The 16,235-nt window shown below is 59.6% G+C and carries 11 protein-coding genes; 6 read left to right on the forward strand and 5 right to left on the reverse strand.

Annotated features, from left to right (window positions below; translation table 11 throughout):
* Positions 1–129 precede the first annotated feature (129 nt).
* Positions 130–2,793 (reverse strand): beta-N-acetylhexosaminidase, encoded by a 2,664-nt coding sequence (locus tag M2366_RS02200; RefSeq protein WP_259268833.1) that lies wholly within the window; start codon positions 2,791–2,793, stop codon positions 130–132.
* A 141-nt stretch (positions 2,794–2,934) separates the two neighbouring features.
* Positions 2,935–4,389: an N-acetylglucosamine-specific PTS transporter subunit IIBC gene (nagE, locus tag M2366_RS02205; RefSeq protein WP_042039724.1), complete on the reverse strand. Its 1,455-nt coding sequence runs from the start codon at positions 4,387–4,389 to the stop codon at positions 2,935–2,937.
* A 292-nt stretch (positions 4,390–4,681) separates the two neighbouring features.
* On the opposite strand from nagE, the gene nagB reads away from it, so the two are divergent.
* From nagB to M2366_RS02220, 3 genes are read left to right on the forward strand one after another with little or no spacing between them, the layout of a single operon-like run.
* A complete protein-coding gene (gene nagB, locus M2366_RS02210; protein WP_259268834.1) occupies positions 4,682–5,482 on the forward strand; it encodes a glucosamine-6-phosphate deaminase in 801 nt (266 codons plus the stop codon).
* Positions 5,483–5,491: 9 nt separating this feature from the next.
* Positions 5,492–6,637, forward strand: a complete 1,146-nt coding sequence (nagA, locus tag M2366_RS02215) for an N-acetylglucosamine-6-phosphate deacetylase (RefSeq protein WP_042039726.1) — start codon at positions 5,492–5,494, stop codon at positions 6,635–6,637.
* Positions 6,638–6,641: 4 nt separating this feature from the next.
* Positions 6,642–7,856, forward strand: coding sequence for an ROK family protein (locus tag M2366_RS02220; RefSeq protein ID WP_042039727.1), 1,215 nt, complete (start codon positions 6,642–6,644; stop codon positions 7,854–7,856).
* A 415-nt stretch (positions 7,857–8,271) separates the two neighbouring features.
* Here M2366_RS02220 and M2366_RS02225 read toward each other — a convergent pair whose 3' ends face one another.
* From M2366_RS02225 to aspS, 3 genes are all read right to left on the reverse strand, one after another.
* Positions 8,272–9,894, reverse strand: a complete 1,623-nt coding sequence (locus tag M2366_RS02225; RefSeq protein ID WP_224432569.1) for a phosphoethanolamine transferase — start codon at positions 9,892–9,894, stop codon at positions 8,272–8,274.
* Between the two features lie 474 nt (positions 9,895–10,368).
* Positions 10,369–11,109, reverse strand: a complete 741-nt coding sequence (locus M2366_RS02230) for a YebC/PmpR family DNA-binding transcriptional regulator (RefSeq protein ID WP_042039729.1) — start codon at positions 11,107–11,109, stop codon at positions 10,369–10,371.
* Positions 11,110–11,183: 74 nt separating this feature from the next.
* Positions 11,184–12,974, reverse strand: a complete 1,791-nt coding sequence (aspS, locus tag M2366_RS02235) for an aspartate--tRNA ligase (RefSeq protein ID WP_259268835.1) — start codon at positions 12,972–12,974, stop codon at positions 11,184–11,186.
* Positions 12,975–13,388: 414 nt separating this feature from the next.
* Between aspS and M2366_RS02240 the strand changes: the two genes are divergently transcribed.
* The 3 genes from M2366_RS02240 (at position 13,389) to cmoB (ending at position 16,206) form a co-directional block, all read left to right on the forward strand.
* Positions 13,389–14,237, forward strand: coding sequence for a DUF72 domain-containing protein (locus tag M2366_RS02240; protein ID WP_259268836.1), 849 nt, complete (start codon positions 13,389–13,391; stop codon positions 14,235–14,237).
* Between the two features lie 254 nt (positions 14,238–14,491).
* Complete coding sequence (gene cmoA / locus M2366_RS02245; protein WP_259268837.1) at positions 14,492–15,232, forward strand: carboxy-S-adenosyl-L-methionine synthase CmoA; 741 nt, start codon at positions 14,492–14,494, stop codon at positions 15,230–15,232.
* Positions 15,229–16,206, forward strand: coding sequence for a tRNA 5-methoxyuridine(34)/uridine 5-oxyacetic acid(34) synthase CmoB (gene cmoB / locus M2366_RS02250; RefSeq protein WP_259268838.1), 978 nt, complete (start codon positions 15,229–15,231; stop codon positions 16,204–16,206). Before cmoA ends, cmoB begins: the two co-directional genes overlap by 4 nt.
* The last annotated feature ends 29 nt before the right edge of the window (positions 16,207–16,235 follow it).

Raw genomic sequence — 16,235 nt, forward strand, 5'->3', positions numbered from 1 at the left:
GAAAAATCAAAACAGACTCACACACAACAAAGGTTCACACGCACAGTCAACCTTTCCCAAAGCCGATGGCAGATCGGCCTTGGGAAAGGTGGGTCTTGCGACCCACCCGGTGTCAACGGTCAGCAACCATCAGTTCAGTTCGGTGACGCGGCCAGTGCGCTTGCCATCGAAACTGGTGGTACGCAGGTATACCTTGCCTGTCACGGTCGGCTTGGCCGCCGCGTCATAGGCGTTCCAGTGCTTGCCATCCAGGCTGTACTGGATGGGCAGACCCGGCAGATCCACGTTCGCTTCCAGCTTGCCGTTCACCACCTTGGCGCCCGGCACAGAGAGACGATATTCGACGCCCTGGAGATCCAGTTTCGGCAACTGGCGCTGGCCCAGCAGGTTGGCAAAGCGGTTCCACTCCTTGGCCAGGGTCGCCTTGTTGACGAACTGGGTCTCACCGGAGAACTCGCGGCCCTTCACGTAGGGCAGCTCGAAACCACCTTTGTGCCAAGCACGCTCGGCCACCGAGAAGATACGCGGATAGACCATGTACTCATACTGGGCATCGGTGCGGACCGTTTCGCTCCACAGCTGGCCGGACATGCCCTTGAACTTGACCGCATCCTGATCGCCCTTGGCGACGAAGGCATTGCCATCCCGGTCGACCGAGGTCTCGGCGTTCTGCGGCAAGTTTTCCGGGGCGAAGGCGAACACCTTGCGGGTGTCATTGAAGCGGGTCGCCCAGTAGTAGCCGCGCTCGGCCGGATGCACCTCGTTCGGGAAGTCGAAGTAGAGGTAGTCCGGGTTGGAGAGCACCACCTCATAGCCCTTGTGCGCCCACTTCATCGCCTCGTTGAAGCCGCCCCAGTAGAGGGTTTCCCAGAAGTTGACCCGGGTCTTGTCGGTGGCGAAATCCTTGGCGCTGTTCGCGTACTTCAGACCATCTTCCCACGCCTGCAGGGTAGAGAAGCCGTGGCCCTTGACCATCTCGCTCACTTCCTTGGCGAAATAGACAGGCAGCTCCTGCACATCGGCAATCTTGCCGTCGGCGATCATCTTCTGGCACAGGGGGGACTTGCCAAACGGCTTGTCCTGCTTGCTCCAGTCGGTATTGCCCTTCCAGGCCACCAGATCGGCGGGCTTGGTGGTGGCCGGATCCTGATAGCCCCCGCCCAGCATGATGTTTTTCGCCTCGTCACCGCCATAGTGCCAGGCGGTCAGCGGCTGGCCGGCGGCCTGGTGCATCTGGGCCACTTCATCCATCACCTTGGCCACGAAGGTGGCGGCACCTGGCTGGCAGGGGTTGATGAAGGACATCTTGTCGTAGAACTGCACCGAGGTGATGTTGGAGCTATCGGCCGGATCGGTCAGGCGATACTGGTTCGCTTCGGTTTCTTTACCCTCGGCCATCAGCCGCTGGTAACGCGCCTCCATGGAAACCACCGCCGCACGGGCATGGGCCGGCATGTTGATCTCCGGCACCACGGTCACGCCGCGCGCCTTGGCGTAGCGCACCAGCTCGATGTAATCCGCCTTGCTGTAGAAGCCGGAACCCTGGTTGTCCGCAGCCGGACCCGAGCCCAGCTGCGGCAGCAGACACTTGGTTTCGGACAAGTCGTGGCAACGCTCGGCACCGACCTCGGTCAGCTCAGGCAGACCGGGGATCTCGAGGCGCCAGCCCTCATCGTTGGTCAATCCCAGATGCAGCACGTTGAGCTTGGTGGCGGACATCTGATCGATCAGCTTGTGCAGGGTCTGCGGACTTCTGAAGTGGCGGGCCACGTCGGTCTGCATGCCGCGGTATTCGAAGCGCGGTGCATCCTCGACGCTCATCTGGCTGACCCGCTTGTCATCGACCCCTATCAGGGCGATGAGGGACTGGGCCCCCCAGAAGGCGCCATTGACATCGTGACCACGGATGATGGCGCCATCCTTGCCGATGTCGAGCTGATAGCCTTCGGCCTGTTTGACCTTGCTGCCGAGCTTGATGGTCACGGGATAGCCGGTGTCGGAGAGGGTAACACCCAGCTTGGTCAGTGACGCCTTGATGGCATCAGCGCGATCGGTCGGCAGGTCAAGGGCATCGAGCTTGATGCTGGAGAGATCCACCTGCGGGCCCACCTTGATGAGCTGCTTTGCCGGGGTCGGCAGTATCTGGTTATCGATCTGCTGTGCAGAGAGCAGCGTGCTGGTGCGGTTGGCCTCATAACGGGTCTGCGCATTCATCAGAACGTTGTTGTCATCCTTGGTGCGCTTCCAGCCATCGGCCGGCATCGGCTTCTCATAGCTGGTGGCATCATCGATGTTGCTCATGCTGGCGATCACCTTGGGCTCTGCACCCTCGGCGGAGACATACCAGCTCGGCATGATGTCAGATTCGAACAGTACCCAATACTCCACCACCAAAGGCACTTCGACAGTGACATCCTTGGCAAAACCCTGGAACTTGTCGGTGGGGGTCAGGCGATAGAGGTCGCCGGTCAGATGCTCGATGGCAAACTGATCGTTGTCGACCCGTTGAATGCGACGGATGGAGGAGACGTAGATCTCCCAATCCTTGGAATTAACGTCTGCGCCCTGATTGGTCAGGTGCAGTTTGGCCACGCCACAGCTGGCCCATTCAGAACCTAGCGCCTGGCAATCCAGACCGGCTCCGGCACCATCATTGGTGACGACTTCGTACTTGACGACGAGGTTGCTTGCGAGGGAATCGACCAGGGCCTGGTTGGCGGCATCGGCGGCCATGGCAGGCGCGGCAAAAACGCCAGACATAGCGAGGGCTAAGAGAGAGATCTTGAGTGTCATAACTGCTGCTCTTGGTTGAAGTAAAGATTGGAATTGCTTGGCTTTTTTTATGGTGGGCCCCATAGGTGGGGCCCTATTTATGTCAACAATGGACTTAGGCTTGAGCGGACGGGCAGGAGGAGGCGCCCGTCCGGGTAACACTTAACGCAGGGACTTCATCTCACCGGCAATGATCTCGGCCAAGGGGCCCAGAATCACTTGCAGGTTCTGTTCACCCAGCTTGACCACACCGGCGGCGCCGAGGGCCTTGAGCTGACGCTCATCGACGATGCTGCGGTCTTTCAGGGTCAGACGCAGACGGGTGATGCAGGCATCGATAGTGACCAGGTTGTCATGACCACCCAGCACTTCCAGATACTGCTTGGCCAGCTCGGTACGATCAGTTATCTCGGCTCTGGCCGGGATGGCTTCGTCGTCTTCACGGCCCGGGGTCTTCAGGTTCAGCTTGACGATGACCAGACGGAACACGCTGTAGTAGATGCCGAAGAACACCAGACCTTGCAGCAGCAACATGTACCAGTTGACGGCCAGCGGGTTACGGCTGGAGAGCACCATGTCCACCAGACCGGCACTGAAACCGAAACCGGCAATCCAGTGCATGCTGGCCGCGATGAACACGGAGATACCGGTCAATACGGCGTGGATCACGTAGAGCACGGGGGCCACGAACATGAAGGAGAATTCGAGGGGCTCGGTCACACCGGTGAAGAAGGCAGCGAAGGCGGCTGCGATCATGATGGAGGCGACCTTCTCTTTGTTCTCTTTCTTGGCGGTGTGGTAGATGGCCAGGGCGGCGCCCGGCAGACCGAACATCATGATGGGGAAGAAGCCAGCCTGGTACATACCAGTCACACCGGCGACCGCTTTACCGGCATCGATGGAGCTCTGACCGCCCAGGAAGTTCGGGATGTCGTTGATGCCAGCCACGTCGAACCAGAATACGGAGTTCAGGGCGTGGTGCAGACCGATCGGGATCAGCAGACGGTTGAAGAAGGCGTAGATACCGGCACCGGTAGAGCCCATGCCGACGATGGACTCGCCGAAGTGAACCAGACCACCGTAGATGACAGGCCAGACAGCCATCAGCACGAAGGAGACCGCCATCATGACCACGGAGGTGATGATGGGAACCAGGCGACGGCCGGAGAAGAAGGCCAACGCCTTGTGCAGCTCGACGCTGCTGAAGCGGTTGTACAGCTCAGCCGCGATGACACCGGTCAGGATACCGATGAACTGGTTGCTGATCTTGCCAAAGGCAGCAGGAACCTGCTCGAGCGGGATACCTTGCAGCTGGGCAACGGCGCCCGGGCTCAGCAAGGTGGTGACCACCAGGAAACCGACCAGGCCGGCCAGGGCGGCGGAACCATCTTTATCCTTGGACATACCGTAAGCGACACCGACCGCGAACAGGATCGGCATGCTGTCGATGATGGCGGCACCGGCCTTGATCAGGAACGCGGCCAGAGGGCTGCCGCCACCCCAACCATTCGGGTCAATCCAGTAACCTATGCCCATCAGGATCGCTGCGGCAGGCAATACCGCTACCGGCACCATCAGGGCACGGCCGATCTTCTGTAAATAACCGAGAATGTTCACGGCTCCTCTCCTTAGTAAGTGTTTTTCTATGAGTTAATGTTTTTCTATAAATTAAGTGCTTATTACGTTCAACGCATAAGCCATCAAGGCTTGATTGGCAGTCTAGGTCTTTTATTTCGCTTCGCAAATTAATAAAGCCATAATCGTGATCATTATCACCCAAACGACATAAAGTTAGCGGATAGATGTGGCTTAGTTTCCAATCTTTATTTACGCTATGAAACAACTAAGATTTGCCATTACGTCTTACCATCGTGCCCATGCCGGTGACAACAAACTAGAGGTACTCGAAATGCGTCTGATCCCACTCAAGTCAGCCAGCCAAGTCGGTCTGTGGTCTGCCCGTTACATTGTCGATCGCATCAACGCTTTCCAGCCGACCGCCGATCGCCCCTTCGTGTTGGGTCTGCCCACGGGCGGCACGCCGCTCAATACCTACAAGCGCCTGATTGAGTTGCATAAAGCGGGTGAGGTCAGCTTCGAGCACGTGGTGACCTTCAACATGGACGAGTACGTTGGCCTGGCCGAGGAGCATCCCGAGTCCTACCACAGCTTCATGCACAACAACTTCTTCAGTCACGTCAACATTCGCCCGGAAAACATCAACATCCTCAATGGCAATGCCGCGGATCTGGTGGCCGAGTGCAAACGCTACGAAGACAAAATCAAGTCCTACGGCCGCATTCATCTGTTCATGGGGGGGGTCGGCAACGATGGTCACATCGCCTTCAACGAACCGGCTTCTTCTCTGGCGTCCCGCACCCGGGTCAAGACCCTGACCGAAGATACCCGCATCGCCAACTCCCGCTTCTTCGGTGGCGACATGGAGCAGGTGCCCAAACTGGCCCTGACCGTGGGCGTGGGTACCCTGATGGATGCCGAGGAGATCCTGATCCTGGTGATAGGTCACGGCAAGGCCCTGGCCCTGCAAGCGGCCGTCGAAGGTTGCGTCAACCACATGTGGACCATCTCCACCCTGCAACTGCATCCCAAGGGCATGATGGTGTGCGACGAGCCCTCCACCATGGAGTTGAAAGTCAAGACTGTCCGCTATTTCCAGCAGCTGGAAGCGGACAACATCGGTCGTCTGTGAGGTAACGCCATGTACGCATTGACCAACTGCACCCTCTACACCGGCAGCGAAGTGCTGACCGGCCATGGGGTGATCATCGATGGCAACCAGATTGTCGCCATCAAGCCCCTGGCGGCGCTGCCTGCGGACGTGGCTCGCCACGATTTGGACGGCGCCAACCTGAGCGCCGGCTTTATCGACTTGCAGCTCAATGGCTGCGGCGGTGTCATGTTCAACACCGATATCACCGCCGAGACCCTGGCCACCATGCAGGCGGCCAACCTCAAATCCGGCACCACCAGCTACCTGCCGACCCTGATCACCAGTCCGGATGCGGACATGAAACAGGCGGTTGCGGTCACCCGCAGTTACATGCAGGCGCGCGCCAATGAGGTGCTGGGCGTCCATCTGGAAGGGCCCTATACCAACCTCAAGCGCAAGGGCATACACCCGGCGGATCAGATCCGCCAACCCGCGGACGAGATGATCGACTTCTTCTGCGCCAACGCGGATGCCATCGCCAAGATTACCCTGGCCCCGGAGCGCAACAGCCCTGAGCACATTCGTCGCCTGGTCGAGGCCGGCATTCTGGTCTCAGCGGGTCACACCGCGGCCAGTTACGAACAGGCCATGGCCGGTTTTGAGAGCGGCATGCGCTTTGCCACTCACCTCTATAACGCCATGACCCCGACCGTGAACGGCCGCGAGCCAGGTGTAGTCGGTGCCATCTACGACAGGGATGATGTCTACACGGGTGTCATCGTCGATGGCCATCATGTGCACTGGGCCAACGTGCGTCTCGCCCACAAGGTGCTGGGGGAGCGACTGGTGCTGGTCACCGATGCAACCGCTCCGGCCGGTGCGCCGGAAGGCTTTGAGAAATTTGATTTTTGTGGCGCCACCGTCTATTTCCGTGATGGTCAGTGCGTCGATGAGAATGGTACACTCGGCGGCTCTGCCCTCACCATGATTGAAGGGGTGGAAAATCTGGTCAAACAGGTGGGGTTACCCCTCGCCGAAGCGCTGAGAATGGCCACCCTATACCCTGCACGCGCCATTGGATGGGACTCACGTCTCGGTAGTATCCAGGTCGGCAAGATAGCCAACCTCACCGTCTTCGATCAGGCCTTCAAGGTCCTCGGGACCGTGGTTAACGGACACTACACACAACAGTGACATCATGACTGGCGGACAAATAGCAAACGTAGACCTTATCAAGCAGGTCAATTGTGCAGCCGTGTATCGGCTCATCGACCTGCAAGGCCCCATCTCCCGGGTCAAGATTGCCGAGTTGAGTCACCTGGCCCCGGCCAGCGTGACCAAAATAACCCGGCAACTGATCGAGCATGGTCTGATCAAGGAGACCTCACCGCAAGCCTCAACCGGCGGGCGGCGTGCCATCTCCCTCACCACCATCAAGAATCGGTTCCAGTTTGTGTCCGCCAAGTTGGGTCGAGGCTACCTGCAACTGAGTCTCTATGATCTCGATGGCAAGGAGCTCGACCAGCACATCACCGAAGTGACCGAGATAGACCAGCAACCTGTGGTCGACATGCTGCTGCGCGAAATTGGCGCCTTCATCGACGCCAATCAGGAGCGCAGCCGCAATCTCATCAGCATCGCGCTCACCATGCCGGGCCTGGTCAATCCGGAATCGGGTATGGTCATCTATACCCCCAAATACCAGATCCGCAACCTGGCCCTGGCCAAGTTGCTGGAGAACCACTTCAACCTGCCCTGCTACGTCGGCAACGACACGCGCTCCCTGGCACTGGCCGAACACTTCTTCGGCGAGTCCCGCGACTGCATGGACTCCATCCTGGTCAGTGTTCACCAGGGTGCGGGGTCGGGCATCATCACCAAGGGCAAGGTATTCCTCGGCCAGAACCGCAACGTCGGCGAGATAGGCCACATTCAGGTCGAGCCCCTCGGCAAGCGCTGCCACTGTGGCAACTTCGGTTGCCTGGAGACCATCGCCTCCAACGAGGCCATCGTCGACAAGGTCAAGGAGCTGATCAGCCGCGGCCACCAGAGCAGCCTGCAGGACAAGTACATCAGCATCCATGAGGTCTGCAAGGCTGCCCTGGCTGGCGATGAACTGGCGCGCAGCGTGATTGAGAATGTGGGCGAGCATCTGGGCCGGGCCGTGGCCATCACGGTCAACCTGTTCAACCCGCAGAAGGTACTGATCGCAGGCGAGATCACCGAAGCCGAGGAGATCCTGTTCCCGGCCATCCGTCGCTGCGTCGAGCATCAGTCCCTGCCAAGCTTCCACCGTGGCCTGCCCATCGTGAAAGCCCGCTTCCAGAACCAGCCCACCATCGGCGGCTTCGCCCTGGTCAAGCGCGGTCTGCTGGAAGGGGATCTGCTGCAGATCATCATGGAACAGAAGTGACGGCGCGCCGCTGAGTCGGCAGGCCAGATACCACAACGGCAGCCAATGGCTGCCGTTGTCATTTGTGCGTTGTCACGCCCCTTCGCCGCTATCCTGCCCGGCAGGGCTTGAACAAGTCCAGAGCATCATCATAGGCGCGGGTCTTGACGTTCATGATGCCCAGTGCTGCATGGGGGAACAGCTGAGAATAAACCCACTCACCCTGCCCGGCAGGGCTTGAACAAGTCCAAGGCATCATCATAGGCGCGGGTCTTGACGTTCATGATGCCCAGCACTGCATGGGGGAACAGCTGAGAATAAACCCACTCACCCTGCCCGGCAGGGCTTGAACAAGTCCAGAGCACCATCGTAAGCACTGGTCTTGACGTTCATGATGCCCAGCACTGCATGGGGGAACAGCTGAGAATAAACCCACTCACCCCGCCCGGCAGGGCTTGAACAAGTCCAACTCACCATCGTAGGCACTGGTCTTGACGTTCATGATGCCCAGTACCGAGTGGAACAGGTTGTCCTGGGAGAAGCGCTTGGCCTGTGCCTCCTGCTTGAGGCAATCGAGACTCAAGCCATCCTCCTGGGCGGTGCGCGGCGCCATCCAGGTTAGCATGGGCACCACCGTCTGATCGTCCGGCGCGAACTTGTAGGGGGTGCCGTGCAGATAGAGTCCCATGGCGCCCAGGGACTCCCCGTGATCCGACAGATAGATGAGCCCCACATTGTACTCCGACTCCAGCCCCTTGAGGGTGTCGATCAGCTGCCCTATCACCTTGTCGGTGTAGCGAATGGTGTTGTCATAGGTATTGACCAGCTCCTCGTTGGTGCAATTTTCGATGTCGCTGCGCGGGCAATCTGGCACGAAGGCGCGCTCCGTGGCCGGGTAGCGCCGGTAATAGGTGGGGCCATGACTGCCCATCAGGTGGAAGGCCACCAGCTTGTTGCCTGATTTCATCCCGGCAATCTGCTGATCCAGCCCCTTGAGCAGCACACCGTCATAGCAGGACTCGCCTTTACAGAGCTCGGGATGCTCCTTGGGATCGACCACCTGGGTCGGCACCCGATCGCACACCCCTTTGCAGCCGCCATCGTTCTCCTTCCACAGTACCTGCACCCCGGCGTGCTGCAACACATCCAGCAGGCCATCCTGATGACGGGCCCGGTTCTCGTCATACTCGCGCCGGGTCATGTTGGAGAACATGCAAGGCACGGAAACCGCCGTGGCGGTGCCGCAGGAGCGTACATGGCGGAACGACACCAGACCCGGCTCCTGGTCGGTGAAGGCGTTGGTGTGCTTCTCATAGCCGTTCAGGGAGTAGTTCTTGCTGCGCGCCGTCTCCCCCACCACCAGGAACATCAGGGTCGGTTTGCTGTGGCCTTCGGCCGCGACCACGGCGTCGCTTCCCAGCGCCAGGAAGGGCATGGCCGGGGTGAAGAAGCTGGTTTTCACATACTTGAAGATGCCGGCCACATAGTTGGCGGGCACTATCTCCTTGGCCATGGTGTGATTGTTGCGGCCCACCGAGGCGTAATCCTGATAATAGAGGGCACCCACGGCGAAGATGAGCAAGGCGGAGAGCCCCATGCCCCCCAGCCGCAGGCCCAGCCCCTGGTACCAGCGCGTGGGATATTCAATCTTGAGCAGCAGCAGACAGAGGGTTGGCAGCACCCCCGTCAGCATGAACCAGGTCAAGACGGAGCCATTGAGATAAGAGCCCGCCTCCCCGACATTGGTTTCCACCACGTTCTGCACCATGTTCTGATCGAAGATGATCCCGTATTTGAGCATGGCGTAACTGGCCAGGGAGCCAATGAGGATCAGCACACTGAAGAAGGGCTTGAGCAGGTATCGAATGCTAAACGGCAGGAACACCAGATTGAGCGCCGCCAGCAACAGCAGCGGAATGGAGAGCACGAAGCCGACCTTGACGTGATCGAGGCGAGAGAGGGCATGATAGAAGTGCAGGAAGATAGGCCAGTTGAATACCAGAGTAAACAACAGCACCAGCAGGACATTCACCTTGATGGCACTCATAGTGATACGCATAGACAGACTCCGCTAACCAGATGACAGGCTCACCGGGAGCCAGACTTGGCAGGCATCATAGGAGTCGAGACTTAAGTGAAAATTAAGATGAAAGCCCATGGAGGCAAAGAGACATACAAACCGGGCTGGGGTGGCAGGCAAGCCATGATGACGCGCCGGGGCGACATCTCCCTTTGGCAACATCATAAAAAACGGCAGCCCGTGGGCTGCCGTTTGCTGTCTGTGCGGGCCTTCGATCAGAGGGTCGCGGCCACGTCGTCGGAGGAGTGTGGCACCGTTGTGATGCCACTTCCTCTAAGCTGCAACCTGACGCTCAGAGGGTCGCGGCCACTTCGTCAGAGGACTGTGGCACCGTTGGAATGCCACTTCCTCTAAGCTGCAACCTGACGATCAGAGGGTCGCGGCCACGTCGTCGGAGGGCGATGGCACCGTTGTGATGCCACTTCCTCTAAGCTGCAACCTGACGATCAGAGATCAGAGGGTCGCGGCCACTTCGTCGGAGATGGAGCCGTTGTGGTACACCTCTTGCACGTCGTCCAGGTCTTCGAGCATGTCGATGAGACGCATCAGCTTGGGAGCAGTCTCGGCATCCAGCTCGGCTTCGGTGGAGGGGATCATGGTCACTTCGGCGTTCTCGGGCTTGAAGCCAGCCGCTTCCAGGGCATCCAGCACGGTACCGAACTCATTCGGAGTGGTGTAGACCTCGATGGAGCCATCCTCTTCGGTGACCACATCGTCGGCACCGGCTTCGAGCGCCGCATCCATCAGGGCATCTTCATCGGCACCGACGAAGGTCAACAGCCCTTTCTTGCTGAACAGGTAAGAGACTGAGCCGTCAGTACCCAGGTTGCCGCCACACTTGTTGAAGGCATGACGCACTTCGGCGACGGTACGGTTGCGGTTGTCGGTCAGGCACTCCACCATGACCGCGGAGCCCGCCGGGCCGTAGCCTTCATAGACGATGGTCTCGAGCTGCTCGCCGTCGCCACCACCGGCCCCACGCGCGATGGCGCGGTTGATGGTTTCCCGGGTCATGTTGCTGGTCAGGGCCGCAGTCACGGCGGCACGCAGGCGCGGGTTGTTGGCGGGATCGGGATCGCCGATGCGCGCCGAGGTGGTGATTTCACGGATCAGCTTGGTGAAGATTTTACCGCGCTTGGCGTCTTGCGCCGCCTTGCGGTGTTTGATGTTGGCCCATTTACTGTGACCTGCCATAAAAACGCTCCGTTATGATTTCAAATCAATGAGATAAGTCTGCTGATATGGGCCGCAAGTGCGGCCCTTTTGATTTACTCAGCGCCTTCAACGTCAGCCTTGGTATCGACCTTGGCAACGGTCGCAATCGCCAGCTCGCCGAGCTGGGCCGGATTGGCGAAGCTGGGGGCATCCGTCATCAGGCAAGACGCCGTGGTGGTTTTCGGGAAGGCGATGACATCCTTGATGTTGTCGGTGCCGGTCAGCAGCATGCTCAGGCGATCCAGGCCAAAGGCCAGACCGGCGTGGGGCGGAGTGCCATATTTCAGGGCATCGAGCAGGAAGCCGAACTTCAGGCGCTGCTCGTCCGGGGTGATCCCCAGGATGTCGAACACGCAGGACTGCATGTCGCTGCTGTGAATACGCACAGAGCCACCACCCACTTCGTAACCGTTGATCACCATGTCATAGGCATTGGCATAGGCACCGAGCGGGTTCGCTTTCAGCTCGCTCGGGCTCAGATCGCTCGGGGCGGTGAAGGGGTGGTGCATGGCGGCCAGCCCACCCTCGCCATCTTCTTCGAACATGGGGAAGTCGATGACCCACAGCGGCTTCCAGACGTTCTCGACCAGGCCCAGATCGCGGCCCACTTTCAGGCGCAGGGCGCCCATGGCGTCGCAGACCACTTTCTTGGAGTCGGCGCCAAAGAAGATAATGTCGCCAGCGGCGGCACCGGTACGGGCCAGGATCTCGCGCACTATCTCGTCGGAGAGGAACTTGGCCACCGGCGACTGCACGCCTTCGAGGCCATTAGCGGCGTCGTTGACCTTCATCCAGGCCAGCCCCTTGGCGCCATAGATACCGACAAACTTGGTGTACTCGTCGATCTGCTTGCGAGACAGCTCGGCGCCGCCCGGCACTTTCAGGGCTGCCACACGGCCTTTCGGATCGTTCGCCGGACCGGCAAACACCGCAAACTCAACCGCAGTCAGCAGATCGGCGACATCGACCAGCTCCATCGGCAGACGCAGATCCGGCTTGTCGGAGCCGAAGCGGCGCATGGCTTCGTCGAAGGTCATCACCGGGAAGTTGCCCAGATCCACGGCCAGCACGTGCTGCCACAGCTGGCGGATCATCTCTTCCATCAGCTCGCGCACCTGGGGCGCGGTCATGAAGGAGGTCTCCACGTCTATCTGGGTGAATTCCGGCTGACGGTCGGCACGCAGGTCTTCATCGCGGAAGCACTTGACGATCTGGTAGTAGCGATCGAAGCCGGACATCATCAGCAACTGCTTGAACAGCTGCGGGGACTGCGGCAGGGCGTAGAACTTGCCCTTGTGCACCCGGCTCGGCACCAGATAGTCACGGGCCCCTTCCGGGGTCGCCTTGGTCAGCATCGGGGTCTCGATGTCGAGGAAGCCCTGCTCGTCCATGAAGCGGCGCACGAAGGCACTGGCCTTGGCACGGGTCTTCAGGTATTTGGCCATCTCGGGGCGACGCAGGTCCAGATAGCGGAACTTGAGACGCTGCTCTTCGCTGTTGACCTGGTTGAAGTCGAGCGGCAGTGGCTCTGAGCGGTTGATGATGGTCAACTCGTGGCCGAACACCTCGATGGCGCCGGTGGCCATGTCGCTGTTGCGCTGGGAGTCGGGGCGGCTGCGTACCACACCGGTCACCTGGATGCAGAACTCACCGCGCAGTTCGGAGGCCAGGGCGAAGGCATCCGGTTTGTCCGGATCGAAGAAGACTTGCACTATGCCTTCCCGGTCACGCATATCGATAAAGATCAGACCGCCAAGGTCGCGACGACGATGGACCCAACCGCACAATGTAATGGTCTGCCCTGCATGGGCTTCATTGACCTGTCCGCAATAGATAGAGCGCATGGACTTCTTCCTTCGAAATTGTAAGAGAGACGGTTAACCCTGAGTCGCCGGGCACGACAGGTCAGCACCGTCTGTCTCGCCACTGGCCAGATGCTTGTGCTACCCGGTTTGAAATCAGTCTCGTACCAGCCGGCCCCTTGAGCCGGCAGCTTGCCGCCGATACCGGCTTGCGACAGCGAGGCCGTCGGCGAAGCATCGGAGAGCCGTTGTTGTGTTAACAATTCATGACCGCATGTCACCATCGCGGGACGCATCATCCGGCACCACCATCAAAAATTGATAAACAAAGGGGTGGCATTATAGAGGAAAACCCCTATACGGGTAAAATGACCTGCCCCCTCCTTTGCCCTGTTTTTTAGCTCAGTTGGCAAATTTTTGAGGGGAAACGCGACAAAACCACCAACAGGATCCGCAATGAGCCTATTTTTGGGACTGCCACAATGGTCCCACCCCGCCTGGCCAGGTCAATTACTCGGCCAGGGCGCCAAGCCCGCCAAACACCTGGCCGATTACGCCAGGGTGTTCAACACCGTAGAAGGCAATACCACCTTCTACGCCTTGCCGACCCCGGAGACGGTGCTGCGCTGGAGCGAGGCGGTGCCGGATACCTTCCGTTTTGCCTTCAAGTTTCCGCAAACCATCAGTCACCAGAGCGATTTGGTCAGCGTGGACAAGCAGGTGAGCGACTTTATCGCCCTGCTTGCCCCCTTGCACGCCAAGCTGGGGTTGCTCAAGCTGCAACTGCCCGCCCGCTTCGGGCCCGCCGGCTTGCCTCGTCTGACCGAGTTTTTCAATCGCCTGCCCCGGGATTTTGCCTATGCGCTCGAGGTACGACACCCCGATTTCTTCGCCAAGGGGGAAGCGGAGCGGGCCCTCAATCGCATGCTGATGGAAAAGGGCATCAACCGCATCATGCTCGACTCCCGGCCCCTGTTTTCGGTGCCCGCCACCACGGCGGCCATGATTGACGCCCAGGGCAAGAAGCCACAGCTGCCCGTGCACCTGCTCGCCACCGCCCACGCCCCCGTGGTGCGCCTTATCGGCTTGCCGGATCCTGCCGCCAATCACCCCTTCTTGCCGGACTGGTTGCCCCATTGGCGCCAATGGCTGGCGGATGGCAAGGATCTCTATCTGTTTATCCATACCGCAGACAATGCCCAGGCCCCGGCGTTGGCGCGCCAGATAGTGCAATTGCTCGGTCAGGAAATGGCCCCCTGGCCGGGGGAAATTGACAGTGCCCGTCAAGGGGTGCTGATGTTTTAGTCTGCGGCACGAAAAAGTCGATTATTTACGGTGGCGGCTTCGCCCTGTTCAAGACAAATGGCCAGCAATCCTCTAGACTAGCGCCCCTATGACGGGTCAGCAGATGGCCCGTGCGAGCGGCCGGGGCATCCAGCAAAACAGGAATCCTTGTGACCCTTCGCCAGCCGCTGATGCCCGGTACGATTCAGGTGTCAGCCAATACCAAAATTGAACAAAGCCGGGGACAGACAGATCCCCTGCCGGATTGCACCACTATGCATGATCAGATCTTTGCCGCCCCCATCGCCCAACTGGGCGATTTTTGCTTTGACGAGCAGGTCGTCGATGTCTTTGCCGACATGATCCAGCGCTCTGTGCCGGGTTACAGCAACATCATTTCCGCCATCGGCATGATGACAGCTCGCTATGCCCAGCCAGACAGCCGCCTGTTCGATCTCGGTTGCTCCCTGGGCGCCGCGACCCAGGCCATGCGTCGCAACCTGGCGCAACCCGGTTGCCGCATCACGGCGGTAGATCTCTCCCGCCCCATGATAGATAGGGCCCGGGCCCACCTCTTGGGCTTCAAATCCGAGGTGCCGGTCGAGCTCATCGAGGCGGATATCTGCGACATCGCCATCGAGAACGCCTCCGTGGTGGTGCTCAACTTCACCCTGCAATTTGTCGACCCCAAGCAGCGGGCGGCGCTGATCCAGCGCATCTTTGATGGCCTGCGTCCCGGCGGCATCCTGATCCTGAGCGAGAAGCTGCGTTTCGAAGATGAGCCGGTCAACGAACTGCTCATCGAGCTGCATCTGGATTTCAAGCGAGCCAACGGTTACAGCGAGCTGGAGATCAGCCAGAAGCGCACCGCGCTGGAAAACGTGATGCGCACCGACACCCTGGCGGTACACCAGGCGCGCCTGCGCGAGGCGGGTTTCGTCCATCAGGATCTCTGGTTCCAGTGCTTCAACTTCGGTTCCATGATCGCCATCAAATCCAGCGACACCCAGCCATGATCGACTTCGCCAATTTCTATCAACTGATCGCCAAGACCCGGCTCAGCCACTGGCTGCATACCCTGCCCGCTCAGCTCCATGCCTGGCAACATGACAACCTGCACGGTGATCTGCCGCGCTGGAGTCGTGCCCTCAACAAACTGCCGATGGTGGCTCCCGGTCAGGTGGAACTGAAACATCGGGTCGAGATAGGCCATAGCGAGAGCCTCAATGAGGGGGAGCGCAAGAAGGTGGAGAGCCTGCTGCGTCAGTTTATGCCCTGGCGCAAGGGCCCCTTCACCCTGTACGGCATCCACATCGATACCGAATGGCGCTCCGACTGGAAGTGGGACAGAGTGCTGCCCCACATCAGCCCCCTGGACGGACGCTATGTGCTGGACGTGGGCTGCGGTAGCGGTTACCACCTGTGGCGCATGGTCGGGGAAGGGGCCAAGCTCGCGGTCGGCATCGATCCCAGCCCGCTGTTCCTCTGCCAGTTCGAGGCCATTCGCCACTTTGCAGGCAATGACCAGCGTGCCCAGATGCTGCCGCTGGGCATCCAGGAGCTGCCGACCCTGCGGGCCTTCGATACCGTCTTCTCCATGGGGGTGCTCTATCATCGCAAGTCCCCCATAGAACACATCGAACAGCTGCGTAATCAGCTCCGTGATGGCGGTGAGCTGGTGCTGGAAACCCTGGTGATCGACGGGGATGAGGAGCAGGTACTGGTGCCATCGGATCGCTACGGCAAGATGCGCAACGTCTGGTTTATCCCCTCAAGCCTGGCGCTCAAGCGCTGGGTCGAGCGCTGTGGCTTCTGCGATGTGCGGATTGTCGATGAAAATATGACCAGAGCCGACGAACAGCGTCGCACTGAGTGGATGCTCAATGAATCTTTGCTTGATTATCTGGATCCCGCCGATCCCTCCCGCACCGTCGAGGGACTACCCGCTCCCAAACGAGCCGTATTAATCGCTACCAAGGCCAAAGACTAGCCGAGGGCAGTTGTGGAAGTTACACTGAT

Source organism: Aeromonas sp. BIGb0405, assembly GCF_024807335.1.
GTDB classification, from domain to species: Bacteria; Pseudomonadota; Gammaproteobacteria; order Enterobacterales; family Aeromonadaceae; genus Aeromonas; species Aeromonas rivuli.